Source organism: Paenibacillus alginolyticus DSM 5050 = NBRC 15375 (genome assembly GCF_000422905.1).
Lineage (GTDB): Bacteria > Bacillota > Bacilli > Paenibacillales > NBRC-103111 > Paenibacillus_E > Paenibacillus_E alginolyticus.
Genome location: NZ_AUGY01000023.1, coordinates 57427 through 78808 on the forward strand (window position 1 = coordinate 57427; position 21382 = coordinate 78808).

At 46.0% G+C, this 21382-nt stretch carries 17 protein-coding genes and 2 pseudogenes; 4 read left to right on the forward strand and 15 right to left on the reverse strand.

The window, feature by feature from the left end; genetic code table 11:
* Nucleotides 1-21 precede the first annotated feature (21 nt).
* The 4 genes from G519_RS0112500 to G519_RS0112515 all read right to left on the reverse strand — a co-directional run bounded on the left by G519_RS0112500 (nucleotide 22) and on the right by G519_RS0112515 (nucleotide 6305).
* The gene (locus G519_RS0112500) at nucleotides 22-1974 is read right to left on the reverse strand and encodes an ABC transporter ATP-binding protein (protein WP_029194986.1); all 1953 of its coding nucleotides are present in this window, start codon (nucleotides 1972-1974) and stop codon (nucleotides 22-24) included.
* Nucleotides 1971-3734: an ABC transporter ATP-binding protein gene (locus G519_RS0112505; RefSeq protein WP_051253350.1), complete on the reverse strand. Its 1764-nt coding sequence runs from the start codon at nucleotides 3732-3734 to the stop codon at nucleotides 1971-1973. Before G519_RS0112505 ends, G519_RS0112500 begins: the two co-directional genes overlap by 4 nt.
* A 53-nt stretch (nucleotides 3735-3787) precedes the next feature.
* On the reverse strand, nucleotides 3788-4738 hold the full coding sequence (gene corA, locus G519_RS0112510; RefSeq protein ID WP_029194988.1) for a magnesium/cobalt transporter CorA: 951 nt from the start codon (nucleotides 4736-4738) through the stop codon (nucleotides 3788-3790).
* A 124-nt stretch (nucleotides 4739-4862) separates the two neighbouring features.
* Nucleotides 4863-6305 carry a CoA-acylating methylmalonate-semialdehyde dehydrogenase gene (locus tag G519_RS0112515; protein ID WP_409372010.1) on the reverse strand — a complete coding sequence of 481 codons (1443 nt, stop codon included), beginning with the start codon at nucleotides 6303-6305 and terminating at the stop codon, nucleotides 4863-4865.
* A gap of 122 nt (nucleotides 6306-6427) precedes the next feature.
* Between G519_RS0112515 and G519_RS0112520 the strand changes: the two genes are divergently transcribed.
* On the forward strand, nucleotides 6428-8041 hold the full coding sequence (locus G519_RS0112520) for a PucR family transcriptional regulator (RefSeq protein WP_029194990.1): 1614 nt from the start codon (nucleotides 6428-6430) through the stop codon (nucleotides 8039-8041).
* Here G519_RS0112520 and G519_RS0112525 read toward each other — a convergent pair.
* The 7 genes and pseudogenes from G519_RS0112525 to G519_RS0112555 all read right to left on the reverse strand — a co-directional run bounded on the left by G519_RS0112525 (nucleotide 8038) and on the right by G519_RS0112555 (nucleotide 15932).
* Nucleotides 8038-8253, reverse strand: coding sequence for a hypothetical protein (locus tag G519_RS0112525; RefSeq protein ID WP_029194991.1), 216 nt, complete (start codon nucleotides 8251-8253; stop codon nucleotides 8038-8040). The genes G519_RS0112520 and G519_RS0112525 overlap by 4 nt on opposite strands.
* A complete protein-coding gene (gene hydA / locus G519_RS0112530) occupies nucleotides 8246-9688 on the reverse strand; it encodes a dihydropyrimidinase (RefSeq protein ID WP_029194992.1) in 1443 nt (480 codons plus the stop codon). The genes G519_RS0112525 and hydA overlap by 8 nt, the downstream gene beginning before the upstream one ends.
* A gap of 2 nt (nucleotides 9689-9690) precedes the next feature.
* On the reverse strand, nucleotides 9691-10986 hold the full coding sequence (gene preA, locus G519_RS0112535) for an NAD-dependent dihydropyrimidine dehydrogenase subunit PreA (RefSeq protein WP_029194993.1): 1296 nt from the start codon (nucleotides 10984-10986) through the stop codon (nucleotides 9691-9693).
* Between the two features lie 32 nt (nucleotides 10987-11018).
* Nucleotides 11019-12383, reverse strand: coding sequence for an NAD(P)-dependent oxidoreductase (locus G519_RS0112540; protein WP_029194994.1), 1365 nt, complete (start codon nucleotides 12381-12383; stop codon nucleotides 11019-11021).
* A gap of 20 nt (nucleotides 12384-12403) precedes the next feature.
* Nucleotides 12404-13284: pseudogene (locus G519_RS42800) on the reverse strand (nitrilase-related carbon-nitrogen hydrolase).
* On the reverse strand, nucleotides 13281-14555 hold the full coding sequence (locus G519_RS0112550) for a M20 family metallo-hydrolase (protein ID WP_036632781.1): 1275 nt from the start codon (nucleotides 14553-14555) through the stop codon (nucleotides 13281-13283). Before G519_RS0112550 ends, G519_RS42800 begins: the two are co-directional and overlap by 4 nt.
* Nucleotides 14556-14558: 3 nt before the next feature.
* Nucleotides 14559-15932, reverse strand: a complete 1374-nt coding sequence (locus G519_RS0112555; RefSeq protein ID WP_029194996.1) for an aspartate aminotransferase family protein — start codon at nucleotides 15930-15932, stop codon at nucleotides 14559-14561.
* Between the two features lie 739 nt (nucleotides 15933-16671).
* On the opposite strand from G519_RS0112555, the gene G519_RS47405 reads away from it, so the two are divergent.
* Nucleotides 16672-17298 carry a C40 family peptidase gene (locus tag G519_RS47405; protein ID WP_029194997.1) on the forward strand — a complete coding sequence of 209 codons (627 nt, stop codon included), beginning with the start codon at nucleotides 16672-16674 and terminating at the stop codon, nucleotides 17296-17298.
* Nucleotides 17299-17360: 62 nt separating this feature from the next.
* Here G519_RS47405 and G519_RS0112565 read toward each other — a convergent pair whose 3' ends face one another.
* The 4 genes from G519_RS0112565 to G519_RS0112580 all read right to left on the reverse strand — a co-directional run bounded on the left by G519_RS0112565 (nucleotide 17361) and on the right by G519_RS0112580 (nucleotide 19931).
* Nucleotides 17361-18284, reverse strand: a complete 924-nt coding sequence (locus G519_RS0112565; protein WP_029194998.1) for a S66 peptidase family protein — start codon at nucleotides 18282-18284, stop codon at nucleotides 17361-17363.
* A gap of 106 nt (nucleotides 18285-18390) precedes the next feature.
* Nucleotides 18391-19302, reverse strand: a complete 912-nt coding sequence (locus tag G519_RS0112570) for a tyrosine-type recombinase/integrase (protein ID WP_244280102.1) — start codon at nucleotides 19300-19302, stop codon at nucleotides 18391-18393.
* Between the two features lie 149 nt (nucleotides 19303-19451).
* On the reverse strand, nucleotides 19452-19703 hold the full coding sequence (locus G519_RS0112575) for a YolD-like family protein (RefSeq protein ID WP_029195000.1): 252 nt from the start codon (nucleotides 19701-19703) through the stop codon (nucleotides 19452-19454).
* Nucleotides 19704-19727: 24 nt separating this feature from the next.
* Complete coding sequence (locus G519_RS0112580) at nucleotides 19728-19931, reverse strand: YwbE family protein (protein ID WP_029195001.1); 204 nt, start codon at nucleotides 19929-19931, stop codon at nucleotides 19728-19730.
* A 179-nt stretch (nucleotides 19932-20110) separates the two neighbouring features.
* On the opposite strand from G519_RS0112580, the pseudogene G519_RS48925 reads away from it, so the two are divergent.
* Together G519_RS48925 and G519_RS48930 are read left to right on the forward strand one after the other, a co-directional pair.
* A pseudogene (locus G519_RS48925) lies at nucleotides 20111-20826 on the forward strand (YqjF family protein).
* 153 nt (nucleotides 20827-20979) lie between these two features.
* The gene (locus G519_RS48930) at nucleotides 20980-21162 is read left to right on the forward strand and encodes a DUF3995 domain-containing protein (protein ID WP_084160136.1); all 183 of its coding nucleotides are present in this window, start codon (nucleotides 20980-20982) and stop codon (nucleotides 21160-21162) included.
* Nucleotides 21163-21382 lie beyond the last annotated feature (220 nt).

Consider the following 21382-nt stretch of genomic DNA (forward strand, 5'->3'; position numbering starts at 1 on the left):
CTCTCAGGCTTCTCTACTAAATCATGATGATGGCCGCTCATCGCCATACCACAGCTCCCGGAACGTCGCACTCTGCCGCAGCAGTTCCTCCGAGTTTCCTTCGGCCTCAATGCGGCCCTCCTTCATCACAATGATGTGGTCCGCCCGCGTGAGTGCCGTTTTGCGGTGGGATACGACCAGGCAGGTCGCGTCGCTTCGACGCTCGAACATCCGCTCCCACAGCTTCTGTTCCGTCTCGACGTCGAGCGCGCTCGACAAGTCGTCGAAGACGTACAGCTCTGCGTCGCGTACGAGCATGCGCGCTGCAGCCGTCCGCTGCGCTTGCCCGCCGGAGAGCTTCACCCCGCGCGGGCCGATGACGGTGTCCAGCCCGCCAGGCAGCTGCGCGACGTCGACCTCCATCACCGCCGCGTGTAAGGCCAGCTGCAAGCTATCGCCTTGCTCCGCTTGCCCGAGCAAAATATTGTTGCGCAGCGTATCGCTGTATAGCCGCGGCACCTGCGCGGTATAAGCGCTCCGCGGCGGTGTAAAGAATGTGCCCGGGTCTTCGACGGGCACACCGTTCCACGCAATCGTTCCCTCTCCCTTGGGCAGCAGCCCAAGGAGGGAGCGAACAAGCGTGGTCTTGCCCGAACCGATCGTTCCCGTAATCACGGTGAACGATCCTCTTTTCAAGCTGAAGTGAATGTCCGAGATCCCTCTGCCTGTATCCGAGTAGGCGTAGCTCAGTCCATTCACATCAAGCCGCTGCAGTGAGGCTGCTATCTGGTCTTCATGATTGAATTGCCCCTCTACCTTTTCACCAACCGCAAATTCACGCTCAAATCCTTCTTCTTGCTGTGACATATCCGCGTTAAAGCGCTCGAATCCTTGCTCTATCTTTACTCTTCCCTCACGCTCATCCCCACTCTGACGCTGCATCTCTATCCCTTCCTGAGCCAAAGGGACAGTGGACACAGCAGCCTCCGCCACTTTACTCTCCGCCTTCAAATGCAAAGAATTAACCATCGTAAGAACCTTCGCCGATGCCCCCTGCAAAAGAAACGTCAATCTCTCCAACGACACACTCATCTGCTTAAAATACGTAATAAATTTACCCACATTTGTAATAAACTGCGTAACAAAAGTTAAATAGTACACGAATAAAGCGAAATCTCCGACGGTAAACGTCCCAGCTCTCATTTTTGTTCCAGCTAGCAATAAGATAAGTCCCGTCCCCAAGTTAACCGAGTTTGAAAATACCGAATCCAGCAGTTCACCCATGAGCCGATCCTTCAACATCGCTTTCCTGCGGTCGTCACCGAAGCTCCTGAACCGAGCGATCACTCGTTTCTCCGCTCCAGCCACTTGAATCGCCTGCACATTGCCAAACATTTCGCTAATCTCTCCCGTTACCTTGGACGTCGCTTCGCGGCTGGCTGCACGATATTTCTGCAAACGCACCGTAGCCAATTGCGCAGCTGTAATGACGAGAACGATTGGCATAAACACGAGCAGAGTCATTTGAGCATCAATCCGAATCAGGATATAGCCCGACACGAGGGCAAAACAAGTCATCCCGAACACATCGACCGACCAGCTAGCTGCCTCTTCCGATTGATCGACATCATCTCGGAAATGACTGATCGCTTCCCCCGGAGATACAGGAATTGCCTGTGCCCCCGGCTGCTTTAATACATGCTCAAGCAGATTGCGCCTCAGCAGCATTCCCATACGAAAACGAAAATTAACATCCGTAATAAAACCAATCACTATCAGCATGATGCGACCTATAGCGGCAGCCATCAACAATGCGATAAGTCCCCAAACACCGTAACCAAGCGCCGACTTACCTGTTAGAGAATCGAAAAACTCTTTCGTAATAAGTCCAGGTGCAATCGGCGCCAAATAAATAACCGTCCAAGCAATGGCATTGACCAGATACCGTATTGGACGGTACATGATAAGCCGCCACAAATATTGATACGTATTCATGCCAATACCTCCTCTAAGCCTGTGGCTAGTAATTGGCTGAAGCGAGAATTCGGATCTGCGGCCAGATGCTCTCTTTTTCCCGATTCCAACACGCGCCCATTATCCAGAATAAGAATATGATCCGCTCGTTGAACGGTTGTTAGTCGATGGGCAATCATGATACAGGACCGCTCTGTCAACAACTTAGAAACCGCTTTTTCCATACGCTGCTCTGTCAGCGGGTCAAGTCTTGAAGAAGCTTCGTCCATGATCACAAGTCCCGGATTCGTTAAGAAAACCCGTGCGAAGGCTAGCAGCTGAGCTTCTCCTGCTGACAGGCTTCCTCCTCCGGAGGCTAAACCTGTATTTAGCCCTTCAGGCATGGCTTCATACCACGCTCCAAGACCAAGCTCCTTGAGTACTTCAATAATTTGTTCGTCCGTGATCGAATCGTCGTAGAACGTTAAGTTATCTCGAATGGTCCCTTGCATGATTTCAATATTTTGTGTCACAAGGGCTACACGTTTACGTAGATCAACTAACTTGCAGCTTCGGATATCCGTACCACCAAGCGCGATACTTCCACTTTGAGGATCATAAAAACGTAGAAGCAATCTTGCCATCGTTGACTTTCCGCTACCCGTGCGGCCAAGGAGTCCAAGGATTTCTCCAGGTTTCAACGTCAGATTTAACCCCTCAATTGTAGGCTGATCCCCATCATAACTAAACGTGACATCACGGAATTCAACACTGAGCGGTCCTTCCGGTAACGGAGCTCCAGTCCCATCCTTAATCTCAGACTGAATAGCGAAAAGCTCGCGAATACGAGAAATACTAGCGTCTGCCTTTTGCAAATCTTCCATTTGTGTACGGATCTTTTCAATCGGCTTGGCTAACAATTCCGTATAAAAGAAAATCAGATACACAGTACCTAGAGAGATATGCTGGGTGTGCCATAGATAAGCGCTAATGCCAAACGCCATGGCGTTGCCAAGCGCAAAAACGAAAATAGACATGTTCCACATCGCACAGAAACCGAGAAAGGCTTTGACCCGAAGCGGCAGCATTTTTCTAAGCATGGTATAGAAACGATTCATCACGAACCCAACAGCACCATTGGCACGAATATCTTCTGTTCCTTCCAAATGCTCGCCAATAAAACCATAGAACTCCGCGTTCGCCTGCCGCCATCCCGCCCAAACTGGAACAGCAAATTTACGAATCCACTGAATCATAAAGACCGCAAAAATGACGAAAAAGGCCATCCCCGCCCCAATCAACCAATTTTCCCGAAGCAACAAAATAATAATGCCGGCCATCAAAAGCAAATTTCCTAATAAATGAATGATCATGCTCGAGAAGAAATTGGCTAGTGCATTCACATCCCCATCAACACGCTCGATGAGCGAGCCTGATGTATGTGATTTATGAAAAGACATATCCAGTGATAAGCAATGAGCGGCCAGATCCACTCGCAGCTTATTCGTCGTTTTCCACCCTACATTTTCACTAAAATAGGTAGCAATGACTGAGACCAATTGTTGAACAAGCGCAAAGCCAATAAACATAATCGCGGCTGTGATCAGTGGCTGCATCGCTCCTTGCTTTTGAGCAGTATCGATGAAATAGCGAATAATTTGCGGGTTGATGAGCTGAAGACCAATAGATGCGAATAAGAGCATCGTCAATGCAATGAGCGTACCCTTTTGCGGGAACAAATATCGGCTAAGCAGCTCCGCATATTGCCCCATCGTGTTATGCTTTTTTTGTTTAGCCTTCATAAAGGAAGCGTCCTCCACTAATAATTAATGACATTAATATTTAACTGTACTAATCAATCAAACCATTTCTTTTTTCGGAACAGCCAATACATACCGAAGCCAATGCCGAACATGATAAATAGCACAACAAAATATCCCCAACGCCAAGTAAGTTCCGGCATATTTTGAAAATTCATCCCATATATCCCTGCTATAAATGTCAGAGGCATGAAAATCGTCGTAATCACCGTTAAAGTCTTCATGATCGTATTCATACGATAGGAATTTATGGAAACATAACTATCTCGTATATCCGCAGTTAAATCTCGGTTGGAGTCAATAATTTCGGAGAGCTTTAGCAAATGATCGTAGATGTCTGTAAAATAAATGACATGTTCTTTAAGACCTTCAATTTTTTCGGTATTAATAACACGATAGAGCAGATCCCTCATAGGAACAATTGTCTTTCTAATCTTTAATAGCTTAGCTCTGATTTCAAATATCTCATTCATTAAGATATGTACCGGAACAGTTTTACCTTTTACTTCAATTTCATCTAACTGATCTTCGATTTGATATAGACTAGGGAAATATTCATCTACCAGCTTATCTATAATTAAATAGGCCGTGTATATAATACCTTTCTCACTAAACTTTTGTTGTTCTGCCATGCGATGCCATGCCTCATCAATTTCCTTAGACGGTGAATAATGAAAAGTAACAATGAAGTTAGTGCCCCAGAACAAATCAACCTCTTCCGCAGCTAACGTTTCAGGATGCAAAGCATGAAGGACAAAAAAATGAGTATCCTCATAATGATCTAGTTTAGGTCGCTGCAGATAATGATAGCAATCTTCTACAGCAAGTGGATGAAATTGAAAATGTTTTTGTAAAAGTAAAGCCTCCTCCTTGGAAGGCGCATTGAAATCTACCCAGTACCGATCTATATTTGAATGTTTAAGATCGTCTAATGAGGATATATGGATAATCTCCTGTTCTTCATTAACAGCCAATATTCTAATCACTTGTGTCTCCCCCTTAATTCCCTATTCATTAACCTACATCAACGATTAAAGCTTGTCCATACACAACGGCAAAAAAGCCGCAATCGCTCGCGGCCCTCATTCTCCTATTTTTTAAAAGCTAATTTCAAAAATAACGTGATGTTATCATCTTTTTCTTCGTATAAAACTCTACTCCATCTTTGCCATTGGCATGCAAATCCCCATAGAAGGAGTCTTTCCAGCCGGAGAATGGGAAAAAGGCCATCGGAGCCGGTACGCCAACGTTTACGCCGAGCATTCCCGCTTCCACTTCTTCTCGAAATTTGCGTACAGCTTTGGCATTTTCCGTATAGATGACGGCCGAATTGCCGAAACGCGATTGATTCACAAGGAGCAGCGCTTCGTCCAGATTCTCAGCACGAAACAGGGATAAGACCGGCCCAAATATTTCCTCTTTCGCAATCGTCATAGTCGGTTTCACATGATCAAAGACCGTAGCCCCAAGGAAAAACCCTTCTGCTGAACAAGCCTCCGCATGTCTTCCATCTAATAAAAGCTCCGCCCCCTCCTCTATCCCTGTGTCAATAAAGGCTTCAATCCTGCTCCGTTGCTCGCTTCGAATAATCGGCGTGAGGGTTACTTCATCACTCATCCCATTGCCAAGCACCATATTCCGGGCTGCTTGAAGAAGCAAGTTCACGAAATTCTCACCATCCCCAACAACCACTACAGCCGAGCAAGCCATACATCTCTCCCCCGCGCTGCCAAAAGAAGACATGATAATGTTCTCAACCGATTTTTCAACATGGGCATCGGGCATCACGATATGATAATTTTTGGCCCCTGCTAGCGCTTGCACACGTTTACCTGCGGAAGAAGCCTTCTCATAGACATATTTTGCAACCGGCTGCGAGCCTACGAAGGAGATAGCTTTCACGGCGGGCGTCGTTGTCAGTGCATTGACGACATCATGTGCACCATGGACGACGTTCAGTACTCCATCCGGTAGCCCCGCTTCTTGAAACAATTCTGCTAATTTTATTGCAGTCAACGGTGTTCGTTCCGATGGCTTTAACACGAACGTATTCCCACAAGCAATGGCTAAGGGAAACATCCAACATGGCACCATCATTGGAAAGTTAAAGGGTGTTATCCCTCCAACCACGCCGAGCGGCACACGAAATAGCTCCGAGTCCATATCGGCAGATATATTAGCCAATGTTGAACCCATCATGTGCGAAGGCGTTCCTGCTGCAAATTCTACGCATTCGATCCCACGGAGCACCTCACCTAATGCTTCTTTATAGCTTTTACCATTTTCAGACGTAATGAGCTCGGCAATTTCTTGCTCATGTTCATGCAATAACTGCCAATAGTGAAACAATACTCTTGCTCGTTTGGGTACAGGCGTTCTACTCCATGATTCGAAAGCCGTTTGTGCCGCTTGAACCGCAGCTTCCACGTCTTTAGAGGAAGAAAGCGACACACGGGCGATGATTTCTCCCGTTGCCGGATTCATCACATCACTCACTGAACCGCTGTCGGAATCGATCCAAACACCATTTATGAAGTTTTGTAATAGTTTCATATTCATTCATCTCCTGGTAAAAAGAATTTTTCCCAAAAGTCTTTGGACACATTGTATAATAGGTGAAATTACTCTTCCGCTCTGTCACGTTAACATCCCTTACATGAAGGTGGTGAACTCGCTTGGTACAAACACTCTTACAATTAACAGTGAAAGATATTATGCAGAGACCACTTTTCCACAATGCAGAAGCCATCGCAAGCGAGGAAGCTTTGAACCGAAAGGTACGTTGGGTTCATATCATGGAAGTGACCCAAGTCGGCCATCTTCTCAATGGGAATGAGCTTATTCTAAGCACAGGCATCGGTTGGCATGACAACGAGGAGCTTAGTCTCTCCTTTTTGCAGCAGTTGATCGACAGCGGTGCCTCCGGATTATGTATCGAGCTCGGCACGTATACGAAACAGCCGCTTGAACGGATGAAGCAGCTTGCCATCCAAGAGAATTTTCCTCTTATCTTTTTCCACGAAGAAGTACGATACATTGACATCACACAGGACCTACACACCTATTTCATCCATCAGCATCACAAAATGGTGTCAGACCTGGAATCCCTCTCCACCCAACTGAATCAGCTGCTCCTCTCCGGGAAAGGACTGCAGTCCCTCTTAAAGCTGCTGAATCAAACAACACACTCACAAGTCGCCTTCTTTCCCTTCGGCGCGGAGGCGCAGTTCGTCCCTACCCTTCCGAAAGCGAAGGCCGATGCCTTTTATGAGAAATGGATTTATGGTGAGATCTTTCAACTACCTAATGCTAAAAGCAAACTGGCCCATCGCCCTATTTTAGCCTTAGAACATCTGTTCGCAGACCTACTTTTATATGCCGAGCAGGAACTCAGTGAATTTCAAATCCTTGCCTTAGACAGGTTCGCAACAGCCATTGCACAAGAAATGATGCGTACGAAATATATGGAGGAGAAAACGCGGTATAAACAGAATCTCTGGATCACAGATTGGTTGAACGGCAAGCATAATGCGCAAGAAATTCGCGATTATATGTTCTCCATCAAGCCTTCCATGAAGCTCAGCCAAACCATCGTTTGTATCTTTCACATCGTCTCATCAGCCGTATCCTCCAAGGACTATGAAGATCTGCTCTTACAGAAGCAAATGATTGCGCGCGCGCTATTCGAAGGTGAAGGTTTCTATCTCATGCCAACCGTCATAGGTGATCAAATCGTGTTCATTCTACTTGACCAATTGTCAGTAATGCCCTGCCAAGAACGGATCCCCAGAGCCATTCAAAGACTTCAAAAATCAGAGGCTAATCAAGAAACAATCTTGTTCTCCCCTTTGTTTGGCATTGGGAAAACGTTAAGTGACCCCACGCGCGTGAAGGAAAGCTATCAGACCGCCCAAGAAACGATTGAGATTCAGAAAGATACAGGAATGTGCGCAAGTCCTTTCTATCATGAGCAGCATGTCAATAAAGTGATCCTAAAAATGAAGCAAACCGGTATATTAGAGTCATTCATCGATGAATACATTGGGAAATTAATTCATGATGATCGGGAGAAAAACGGACAGCTTCTGAAGACTATGAAAGTTTATTTAGCGCTTTGTGGATCAAAACAGGAAACGGCCAAGGAGCTGTATATCGTCCGGCAAACGCTGTACCATCGATTGGATAAAATTTCAGCGCTGCTTGGCGATGATTACATGCATCCTGACAAGAGGATAGCGATTGAGCTCGCCCTACACGGCTTTGAATACATGCATGGCGCGATCGTTTAAGCCTGCGTTTGATCTTGTTTATGGAGCAAGGACACATAATACTTCCTAGCATTGGCCGTCTTTAGTTGGAGATTCGCCGTTTCACCGCCGGGATGTTCGAGATCGAGCCACGCTCCCTCCAGATCTTCCTTCACCCCGACGATTCTGAACTTCTGAGCCACAAAGTCATCCAATTTCTGCTTCTCTAGCTTAAATTGCACATACTCAGACATGTGTGGCTCCCCCTTTGACAGCTTCTTCTTTCCCCGGCTTTACTTCGCGAGAAGCTGCATGATAAGTATCTCTCTTCACGAATTGCCCGGCACCCACCGTGCCTACGAATTGTTTATTCCGGATGACATATTCACCTCGAGACAGTACAGTGACAGGCTCCCCAGAGATCACGATGCCTTCAAATGGATTGTAATCCACATTCATATGGTGAGTTTCTGCTGAGATCGTCCTAGTTACGTTCGGATTAAAAATGACAATATCCGCGTCGCATCCGACAGCGATGGTCCCTTTTTTCGGAAATAAGCCAAAAAGTTTCGCAATTCGTGTAGACACGATATCTACGAATTGATTGAGCGTGATGCGGCCCTTCACTACGCCTTCTGAATATAGGATGGAGAAGCGATCCTCAATGCAGGGTCCTCCATTCGGGATTTTGCTGAAATCACCAAGCCCCAAATCTTTTTGCCCGTTAAAGTTAAAAGAGCAGTGATCAGATCCGAGCGTCTGGAGCTGTCCATTTTTCAAAGCGGTCCACAGCGTCTCTTGATGATACTGGGGTCGCAGCGGAGGCGACCATACGTACTTAGCCCCTTCGAAATTCGGTTTTTCTAAATAAGTCTGATCCAGCATCAAGTACTGCGGGCACGTTTCCCCCCAGATATCTACACCTTGATTCCGCGCTTCCGCAATCTGCTGAACGGCTTCCTCACACGTCACATGAACAACATAGAGCTGAGAACCTGCCAAAGCAGTAAGCTTAGCCGCACGCCCTGTTGCTTCTCCTTCAATTAAAGATGGACGCGTTAGTGCATGATAAATCGGATCCGTATTTCCCGCTTCCAGCGCTTCTTTAATCAAATATTCAATTACATCACCGTTCTCAGCGTGTACCATGACAAGTGCTCCGTGCCGCTTTGCCTCGAGCAATGTCCGATACAGCGTGCCATCGTCGGCTTGGAACACATTTTTATAAGCCATAAACACTTTGAGCGAGGTGATCCCCTCTTCGTGAATCATTTTCGGCAGCTCTGCCAGCACTTCATCGTTGATTTCTGCAATCATTAAGTGAAATCCATAGTCGATGACGGCTTTGCCGGCGGCTTTTTGATGCCAAGTTTGAACAGACTGACTCAGCGGTCGTCCTTTGTTCGTTAAACAAAAATCAATGATAGTCGTCGTACCTCCGAAAGCAGCCGCTGTTGTACCGGTCTCGAAATCATCGGCTGTAACCGTGCCGCCAAAAGGCATCTCAAGATGGGTATGCGGATCAATGCCGCCTGGAAACACATAATGACCTGAGGCATCAACAATTTCTGCCCCTTCCTTCGAAAGGTTCAGACCTATTTGCGTAATGATCCCGTTCTCGATAAGGACGTCCGCCTGATACTGGTCAACAGCCGTCACGACCGTTCCGTTCTTAATGAGCTTAGACATGGTTACACAGCCTCCTTCTTGGTAGAATCTTTGCCTTCTGACAGCTTGCCAATAGCCTCCTGTCTTTCGTTCCACGTCATTGGCGCATCCGTTCCTGATACCTCAATCATAGAAATAGCACCATCTACGGGACAAACAATCGCACATAAGTTACATCCTACACAATCTTCTTCTCGTACTTGCAAATAGGACTGACCTTGATCGTCGGTCAACATATCGATGCATTGATGCGAAGTATCCTCGCAGGCAATATGGCATTTGTTGCAGTTAATACAAGTATCCGTGTCAATTCGCGCCACAACAGCATAGTTCAAATCCAAGTTCCCCCAATCGGAGTAGCGCGGAATGGATTTCCCGATCAAATCAGTGACGCTGACGAGACCTTTTTCATCCAAATAATTGTTCAAGCCATCGATCATATCCTCCACAATGCGGAAACCATGGTGCATCGCCGCCGTGCATATTTGAACGCCAGTCGCGCCCATCAGCATGAACTCAACAGCATCTCGCCAATTAGAGATACCGCCAATGCCAGAAATAGGCACGCCAACCTCTGGATTTCGCGCACAATCTGCAACCATATGGAGGGCAATGGGTTTAACTGCCGGTCCGCAATACCCGCCATGCGAGCCCTTGCCCCCAACATGAGGAATCGTGTTCCACGTATCTATGTCAACCCCTGCTAGTGAGTTGATCGTATTGATCAACGAAATCGCATCCGCTCCGCCTCGAACCGCCGCCTTTGCGGTGCTTGTAATATCGGTGATGTTCGGTGTCAGCTTCACGATAACCGGCGTCGTCGCCGCTTCCTTCACCCACATCGTCTGCGCCTCCACGAGATCCGGCTGCTGCCCAGAAGCAGCGCCCATGCCGCGTTCAGCCATCCCGTGCGGGCAGCCAAAGTTCAGCTCCAAGCCGTCTACACCGACAGCTTCGACCTTTTTCACAATCTCATGCCACTTCTCCCGGTTCGGTTCTACCATCAGGGATACAACAATCGCGTGATTCGGAAAACGTTTCTTCGTCTCATAAATCTCTTTGAGATTGATCTCGAGCGGTCGATCCGTGATAAGTTCAATATTATTGAAGCCTGCAACTCGTTGCCCGTTGAAATGAATGGCCGCAAAGCGCGAAGACGTATTAATAATGGGATCACCAAGTGTTTTCCAAACCGCTCCACCCCACCCCGTTTCGAAAGCGCGCTGAACTTGATAACCCGTATTGGTCGGTGGCGCCGAAGCCAACCAGAACGGATTAGGTGAAGCAATACCTGCCAGATTTATGCGCAAATCAGCCATGTTGAATCCCTCCTGATCCATTTAGATACTCATTAAGCCGATGCATTTCCCCTATTCACCAGTTGGTTATATATAGCATAAGCCGTTTGTTTGCCTTGCTGAGCTGCAGATACAACCATCGCTTCACCCTGACCTTCTCCGAAAATGACGTCACCCGCAGCATACACCTTGGGATTGGACGTTTGACCTGTTGAAGGATCAACCGTAACGGTTCCTCGCGTATGGGCAAGTTCGAATTGATCAATGAGGGAAACATGTTTCGTCTGCCCAATCGCCTTAATAACAGCATCCACCTCAATGATGAATTCTGAGCCTTCAATGGGAACCGGACGTTTGCGCCCCACTTCCACATCCACAAGCTCCATCTGCAGGCATTCTAAAGCCACAACATTTCCATTCGCATCCCCGATGACCCGTTTTGGAGCTGTAAGCCACTGAAATGCAACGCCATCCTGCTTCGCAAAATCATATTCAAAATCATACGCTGTCATCTCTTCCTGTGTACGCCGATACACAATTTGCACCTTTTCAGCTCCTAGCCTCACTGAGCACGTGGCCGCATCAATGGCGGTATTCCCCGCTCCAATAACCGCTACCCGCTTCCCAATGAGGAATGTATCCAACTCCTGTTCGGTCTTCGTGGATTCCACAAAATCAATAGCATCGTACACGCCCGTCAAGGCTTCACCTTCAATACTCAGCATAGGAACCTTCGACATTCCTACAGCCAGAACTACGGCATCATAATCGTTGACCAGCTCTGTCGCACTTACATCTATGCCGACTCGCGTGTTCATACGGAATTCTACACCTAACTGCCTAACTTGCTCGACTTCCCATAGCGAAATCTCCTGGGGCAATCGAAACGATACAATCCCAAAGGTATCTAACCCTCCGGCCTGCTCCTTCGCCTCAAACACCGTAACCTTGAACCCGAAGCGGGCAAGCTCCCGAGCTGCCGATAAACCAGCAGGTCCGCCGCCAATCACAGCAACCGATTTCCCATTACTTGTCCCGGCCTTGAACAATAGTTGTTCATTCTTGATAGCCCAATCCGTCGCATAACGCTGTAAGTTGCCAATTAGGATGGGCTTGGACGAATGATTGAGTACACAAGCTCCTTCGCAAAGCTCTTCTGTAGGACATACCCTTGAGCAGGAGGCCCCTACCGGATTCGCATCCATGATCGTGCGCGCGGAGCCTTTGAGATTGCCGGAAGCAATCTTTTTGATAAAAGAAGGAATATCAATACCCGTTGGACAGGCACGGATGCAAGGAGCATCGTAACAAAATAAGCAGCGGTTCGATTCCTCGATCGCCTCTTTCGGCTTCATGCCGGATTTGACCTCGGCAAAATTGCGTTTCAAATCGGTTAAGGAAATAAATGTTGAACTCATCTTCGCTCCCCCTCCCACGCTTATAAGCTAACAATTTGATCATAGGTTTCAGGTCTGCGATCCCGATAAAATTGCCAAACATTGCGGACTTCACGGATTAACTCTTTATCCATTTCACCGATGACCACTTCATCTTGGTCCGACTTCCTATGGAAACGATCGCGCCACGCGGATCCACCAAGTAGGATTGACCATAGAATTCACCCATGTTCCATGGGGCTTCAAGACCAATACGATTAATGGCACCGACATAATACCCGTTGGCCACGGCGTGAGCGGGCTGTTCGAGCTTCCAGAGATACTCCGAAGTCCCCGCTACAGTAGCGGAAGGATTGAACACAATTTCCGCTCCGCCAAGTCCGAGAGCCCTTGCCCCTTCTGGAAAATGGCGATCGTAACAGATGTAAACCCCAACCTTAGCAAAAGCTGTATCAAACACGGGATAGCCCAGATTACCTGGTTTAAAATAATACTTCTCCCAGAACCCGCAAGATCCGCCGCCTGCCGCCACATGCGGAATGTGATGTTTGCGGTATTTGCCCAAATAGGCACCATCCGCATCGATCACAGCAGCCGTATTGTAGTACGAAGCGATGCCTTCTCTCTCATAAATGGGCAGGATGATGACAACACCGAGCTCCTTCGCCAATTCCTGAAAGAGCATAGTCGTTGGCCCCTTCGGTATTTCCTCTGCGGCATCGTACCACCTTGTTGTTTGCTCTGCGCAGAAATAAGGACCATAGAAAATTTCTTGCAAAGAAATGATTTGCGCGCCCTGCTGAGCCGCTTTACGAACTAATGCGATATGCTTTTGTATCGCTGCTTCTTTGTGCTTGGCCACAGCCTCGTCACCATGCACATCATGCGAGGCTTGAATGAGGCCAATTTTCACCTTGCTCATGGCTGAAATCCCCCCTTTTCCGTGGCGATCCGGCGTGCGGTGCGGTATAAAAGCTCCGTGCCCAGCGCAATGTCCTCTGGACTAGCATATTCTTTGGGATTGTGACTGATGCCTTCCAGACATCGAACGAAAATCATCCCATAGTCACACACATAAGACATCGTGAGCGAATCATGGAAAGGTCCGCTCATCAGCTCTGGCGGGGTCAACCCCATCAGAGATGCTTCCTGATGCAGGCTTTGCTTGATCCAGTTCGCGCAGTAGCGGGGTTCACTTTTCGTATCTTCGCGAATCGTATAGGTGAGACCATGCTCGCGCGACACGTTCTCGATCACGCTGAGCAGCTCCGCTTCAAGCGCATTGCGCCGCCGCAAATCAATGTCCCGCAAGTCAATGGTGAAGGATACCTTCTCCGGGATGATATTGCGGGAGTCTGGGAACACCGTAAGGGAGCCCACCGTTCCGACGGTCGGCGCACCTGGTTCCTGCCGCACTAACTCGTTGAGCGCCACGATAATTTTGGCGCAGCCTAGAAGCGCGTCTTGGCGCATCGACATCGGCACCGAACCAGCGTGTCCAGCGAAGCCGTTCATCTCCACCGTGAGCCATAATGGACCAGAGATGCCGCTGACGATACCAATCGGAGCATCAAGTGACTCCAGAACTGGACCTTGCTCAATGTGCAGCTCCAGAAAAGCGCCTATCCGACCCTCTTGAAATACGTAGCTCTCGAAGTCAGCCGGGTCGCACCCGAACTGAATCAAAGCCTCTCTTCGTGTAATGCCATTTTTGTCCGAACGCTCCAGCTCATGTTCTTCAAGCTTCCCGGTCATGCCACGAACGCCGAAAAGCCCTTTGTTGAATCGACAGCCCTCTTCATCGCAGAAAGCCACAACTTCAATGTTACATTCTGGCGTTATCCCTTCCTCCACCAGCGTTTGGACCACTTCAATCGCACCAAGTACGCCTATCGCACCATCAAATCTACCGCCATAAGGCTGCGAATCCACATGAGAGCCTAGCATAAGTACAGGCGCATTCGGATTGCTCCCCTTAAGCACGCCAATTAAGTTGGCGAATGGATCGATTGAAGCTTCCATCCCAGCTTCCTGCATCCAACTTTTCACTAACTCCACGCCTTCTCGATCTTCTTTGGACAAGGCTAATCTGCATACGCCCGTCTCTCCAATTTTCCCGATTTCGGCGAGCTCCTGAATTCGCTGCTGCAGTCGAGAAGTGTTAATTTGTATCTGAGGTGCACTAGGCAAGATTTATCATCCTTTCTCCTGATTAGCATCAAACACAGCAAGCAAGGTCTCGATGATAAAAGCAACATCCTCGTCTGTCGAAGATAACGGCGGACTAAGCGTGAGAATGTTAGCGAATCCAGGCACCGTATCTCCGTTCTTCCCAATAAGCAGACCCTTTTGCTTGCAGCCTGCAATGATCTTCATCACCCGTTCAGCTGTCGCCGGAACCTTCGACACTTGATCTTCTACGAGCTCGATGCCCATCGCTGATCCGAAAATGCGTATCTCGCCAACGTGAGGGTGTTCAAGCAAAGGTTCTAATTGAGCTCTAAATGTGTTTCCGATATGAGCAGAGCGCGCAACCAAGTTTTCTTTTTTCAAAATCTCCATATTTTTCATCGCAACCACGCAAGAGACTGGATTACCTCCGAATGTATTGATATGTCTTAAATGGCTGGTCGCTTCTTTTTCTTTGAACGATTCATACAATTCCGCCGAAACAGCGGTTGCAGAAAGAGGCGAGTACGCACTGGTCAAGCCTTTGGCCATCGTCACGATGTCAGGTCTCACGCCATAATTCAGATGACCGAATTTCTCCCCTGATCGACCGAATCCGCAAATCACTTCATCGACAATGAGCAGCACATTATGCTTATCACAAATACTGCGCACCATGGGCAGGTACTCGTCCGGAGGAACAATCATTCCGCCTCCCGTAATCACCGGCTCCACGATTACGCCTGCAACAGAATCCGCCCCTTCCCAAACGATGGCATCCTCAATGGCTTTGGCGCACTGAAAGCTGCATGACCCTTTCATCTGGCCGAATGGACAGCGATAACAATACGGCGGCGGCACATGCTGGAAGCCCACACCGAGCGGTTCATATTTCAACTTACGCTGAGCTTGCCCTGTTGCACCCAATGCTCCCATGGAATTGCCATGATAAGCGCGATGCCGCGAGATGAACTTATGTTTGGAAGGCTTCCCGTTCTGATGATGGTATTGGCGGGCAATCTTAAAGGCCACTTCATTGGCATCCGACCCCGAATTCGAGTAAAAGATCCGGTATTCGCCATCCAGCCACTCATTCAATTTCGCGGCTAATTCAATGGCAGGCACATGGGATTGAACGAGCGTAGCATAAGCGATTTTCATCATTTGTTCAGCGGCCGCTTCTGCAATTTCTTTTCTACCGTGACCCACATTAACGCACCATAATCCGGACATACCATCCAAATATCGATTCCCATCCACATCCGTCACCCAGCTTCCCTCACCAGAAGCAAGTATCATCGGATTCTCATTATGTGCTGACATGTGATGCCACACATATTTGCGATCCTTCTCAAGCAGGTCCTCCTTCGTTAGCAGATCACTTACCTCGTTAGCGCTCATATGCTCAGTTCCCCTCTCCTGATGATGTAAAGAAGGATCGCAGACTTCAGTCAGCCACGACCCTCTTTCTTTGCAAAACTCACTTGCCTTGTATAATCGTTTTATCGACAGCCGCAGTCAAATCGGCCGGTTACTTCAAAGCCAATTTGCCAGTAAGGATTCTCTTTTTCAATCGAACCAATCCTCTCCTATTTATTTCTATGTATGTAATGATGGTGTCATCCCTTGATGCTCATGTTAATTATTCATTTTCATTTAGTGATTGGAAATTGACCACGGAATAAAGCATTTTTCTACAAGTTGAATGATCGTATATAAAACATTTCCTAGGATAGCTGCGATGACAATACAAGCCCAAGCTAACGGCATATTGGGCGTTATGTAAATGTAATGTATAATAACTATATATGTAATATTATATAACTTGTCTGACGGATTACATTATACAAAGTGTTCCAAATTTAGGATCTGCATTTGACATAGTGTAAAACAGCTAATAAATCAACTCCATAGTATTGATAAAAAGCTAGTTCCCCCTACTCGAATTTTTTTCTCTTAAATTGGAAGGCAAGATGTTCATTCTAAGGTTTTTAAATATTATGAACATAACATATATTATGTAAACAAATATGGGGCAAACACCCTCACCTCACTTTTATCCATATTTTGCTCATATTCTCTATTTATTCATTCTGATAGAATGTTTAAGTAACTACATATAACATCTAGGAGGAAATTCATGAGAAAGTTTATTCTTACAACCGCAATGGCGACAAGTCTTTTATTCAGCGGAATCGCAAATGCGGCACCTTCGAATCAATACGTCGCTACGGATGCTGACACTTTCTGGTCCATTTCACAGAAGTTCAATGTTCCATTAGCTGATCTCATCGCAAATAATCCAAATGTTAATCAACAAAATATTTACGCAGGTGTTGTAATTAATCTTCCAGTTAAAGCTTCTACTAAACAGAGCTGGGAAGTAAAAGCAGATGCCATCATTGCGACAGGAATGACGCAGCTCGGAACGCCATATGTATTTGGCGGCAATACGCCGTATGTTGCTTTTGATTGCTCAGGCTTTGTACAATATGCGTTTAATCAACACGGGTTTAACCTTCTTCATTCGTCAGCATTGTTGAGTCAATTAGGAACGCCAGTAGCTAAAAGTGATCTGCGTAAAGGTGATCTTGTATTTCTAGAAGGAACTTATACAAGCGGAGTCTCCCATGTAGGCATCTATCTTGGAAATAATAAAATTCTTCAAGCAGGAACGATGGGAACGAGAGAAGTAAAGATTAGCACATTCTTTGGTACTCCCTACTATGATGCACATTATTGGGGTGCTCGTCGTTTAATTAACTAGTATGCGAAAAAGCCGGTTTTCACCGGCTTTTTTTTTATTATAGACAAGTTGTTTAATGTGCTCTAAGGTGATACCGTGGGTTCAAGCACAGTAAGCCTGTTATTGTAAGTATCGAGATTTACGTTCGCTCCAATGGGGATTGCCGCTTTATAAAGGCCATGAGCTGTGCTTACATTGGTCATAAGAGGTTTTCCTTGTGGAACAATCAACCCAGCTATTAAGTCATTATAAGTCGTAGAATAAGATATGGTGCAATTCGTGCATTGTCCCATTACTACACCAATGCAATCCTGAAATTTCCTTGCCATAATCAGACGAGTCAAATAACGGTAAATCACATTCGTTGCTTCGTGTGTCTCTTCTATGACCAATATTTTACCGGTCGTATCAATTTCATATGGAGTTCCAAGGGTATCCACAAATGAAGTGAGATTCCCCCCAACGATCGGACCTCTAACATTCCCCTCAATCAGACTGGTCTGCTGCATTCCGGGTGGATTCTGTATCACTCTTGGACTACTGAAAGTTGATGTAGCCGAATAAAATTGGTTGAAGTTATATGTTGGTGTGCTCGTGCTAAAGTCAATTAACAATAGACTTTGAAAAGTAATTAAATCGGAAAATTGGTACAGGACATTTAATAAAATCGTGATATCACTGTATCCAGTTACGATTTTAGGATTGTTTTTGATAATCGTATAATTGAGGTATGGCAAAATATCTTTGACCCCTGTCCCTCCTCTTGTAGGTAAAATCATCTTCACACTGGGATTTTGAAACATACTCATAAGGTCTTCAGCACGCTGTTGCGCTGATGAGGCTACAATGCCTCCATAGGCATACGCATATTTTCCAATTACAACTTTGAATCCCATATTTTCAAGTGTTTTAATTCTTTCATCAATGATAGTTGCGTCAAGCGGACTTCCTAAAGTAACAATTCCGATGGTATCACCCCTTTGTAAAATGGGGGGTCTTATAGCCATAAATATGCCTCCTACCAAAGAGAACTTATTCAAAATTTGGATCCTTCTTTGTAATCTCTTTGTTGCCTTATATGCACCACCGGAACTAATTATTACATCTCCCGTTCTATATCCCCATCCCTGCTGGAATAAACGCCGAAACCCGGTTCATTGCATCCTGCTTTTGTTTATCTCCGACATGCGTATAAATCTGCGTGGTCTGGATGCTCGCATGTCCAAGTAATTCCTGCAAAGTTCGGATATCCGTTCCCGCCAGAACCTGCATCGTGGCAAACGTATGCCGAAGCTTGTGGCTTGAGATCGACTTCCCTTGTAGTTCAGCATACTGCCTCTTCAGTACCTCGAAATACTTCTCTGCAATTGTTTGAATCATACGAACACTAATTCGCCGACCAAATTGAGAAACAAAAAATGGCTGCTCCGCCGAGTTCCTTGTATCCATTCGTTCCATTAATGCTTTATTCAGAACTTTAACCAGTTCGGCAGGAAGAGGGATGACACGCCATTTCCGCCCTTTGCCAAATACCTGCAGCGTATTTGTGGAACGATTGAAATCAGCGATGTTTAGTCGATGCAGTTCACTTACACGCAAACCTGCATAACTCATCAATAGAAACATGGCCACATTCCGGATCTGATACTTCCCCTCGATCGATTGTAAAAACACTGCAAGCAGCTGCTCGCTGAGAAACGTAGGAATTTGGTTTTTCTCGACTTTCGATTTCTTCACGTTAAGTGAAGGGTTGCTTTGCACAATTTGAAGTTCGATCAACGCCGCGAAAAATGTCCGAATCGAAGATAAATAGCGATTACGCGCGGCATCCCCTGCCCCGCCCTGTCTCATTTTCGTCAAGAAGCGCATGATATCAATTGCCTCAATGGTGGGTAAAGATTTCTCTATATTGGAAAGGAATAACCGAACATCCCCTAAATAAGCTTGTTGAGTTCGTTTTGTAAAGCCCTGATCTTTCATCCATGAATCGAATAATTCCAAATACTCATCATCATACTCGTACACTTGCTCCAATCCTATTCACTCCGTCCGTTACAATCTAAGTTGCGTTAAATATAGATTTAGTGCAATTTTTTTGACAGAAAAAAACGGTCAATTGGCGCTTATCCCGTGCAAAGAACTGCAGAATAAGCATATTAACCGTTTATCCGGTTTTAGTCCCGCGGGTATTCGACTTTCATTATGTCCATGAACGGTACTTTATCAATTTCACCATTTGTTTCCATATGTACTCTTCCAGTCCGAGAATCCATCGTTGTAATGAGCCCGCGAACAGGTTCTTCACGCCCCCAAACGGTCAGCACAATCTCGGAGTTCTCCTGCTTCGCTTCGGACAATTGATTGCCGATCTCTTCCAATACAAATTCATCCCGCGTTGGTCTTTTTGCTACTTTTGCTTTCGCCATCTCACGTTCCCCCTGGATTATAAATCACCTTGCCGGCGATAAAATTTCTTTGACACGTCCAACCTGTCCATCTGCAAGTCTTACTTTAATTCCATGCGGATGGGTAGGCGAGTTCGTTAATAAATCTTTGACAATTCCACGCGTTAACTTCCCGCTGCGTTGGTCTTGCTTCAAAACAATATTCACTTCAATACCTGGAATCACATCTTTACGATTTTGGCCATTCATGCTGTGTAAGTCGCCTGCTTTCATTCAATTGTGTGCTTTATTATAACATAGTTTCCCCACCATTCCCCATCAAGTTGCGTAAATTTGCAAAACCCTTTACAACGGCTCACTAAATCAATACGATTAATCTAATCTACATAATAAATTTCAAAGTCGCGAGTACAGAAGGAGTATCACTTATGAGTCGATCATGGCCGTTAACTAACAAGCCCTGGATCATGCACCAAATCTGGAATGATTTACTCTTTGCTCATTGGCCCATTTCCATCGAAACATTAAGACCACTCCTACCCGCCCTATCCCTATTGATACCTTTGACGGAACAGCATGGATCGGTGTTGTCCCCTTCCACATGTCAGGCATAGCACCTAGAGGTTTACCTCCGTTACCTTACTTTTCAGCCTTTCCAGAAATCAATGTAAGGACCTACGTAACCATACAAGGTAAACCCGGCGTTTACTTTTTCAGTCTAGATGCTCATAACCGATTCGCTGTTGAAGCAGCACGCTTCGCTTTCCATCTTCCGTACTTTTATGCACATATTCAAGTTCAACATCAGGCAGAGAACACCATATTCTACCAAAGTTTACGAAAAGATAACCGTGCACGACATGGTGAATTTGCTGGTGAATATCGCCCATCATCCGACATACAATTAGCAAATCCTGAAACTCTCGAATATTGGTTAACCGAACGTTATTGTCTCTATTGCACAGATCGCCGCGGCAATGTGTATCGAGGAGAAATCGATCATGATCCATGGCCCTTACAATCGGCTGAAGCTACCCTCCCGTATTCATTTGGGATTCAGCTTCCAGATACATCACCGCTTTTACATTTTGCTAAAAAATTAAAGGTTAAAATCTGGGCACTCGAAAAGCTTTGCCTTACATAAAAACACGATATTCCTACTTCAAGGTGATGAAAATATGATTAATGATGTTAATATTTTATGTAGCTAATTCATAATTAACAGGGTGTTTCTATCATTTCGTGCTTTTTCCTGTTGAAAAAAGCTTATTTCAGTTAGAATAATGATAGAGATGGCATTCGTTTCGGTTGGGTATGTGTCTTCGTATTTGGACTCCGTGCAATTGGGGATTTCAAGTATGTGGGTTTATTTAAGAGGGTCAAAGAGACTCGTTTCGCAACATATGATACATTTTTGTTCACACCGCTTTGTTTATGGCTTGGATTCACATTTTATTGCACGCTCATTTACAGCCATTAAAGTCTGTAATTCCGAGTACAATCGCCAACATCATAATCCGTGAAAGTACTAACAGCAGTTCCCACCAAACCAAAACTCGAGCCTGATGAACAGGTGTCAGCTCATTCAATATAACAAAATACCATGTAGTTGAAAATAATACTTGAGCTTACATTTATCATTAATAAACGTTAGAGCGATGTTGTCATGTTCTCTCTCTGCTCTCTTTTCTTTCACTTTT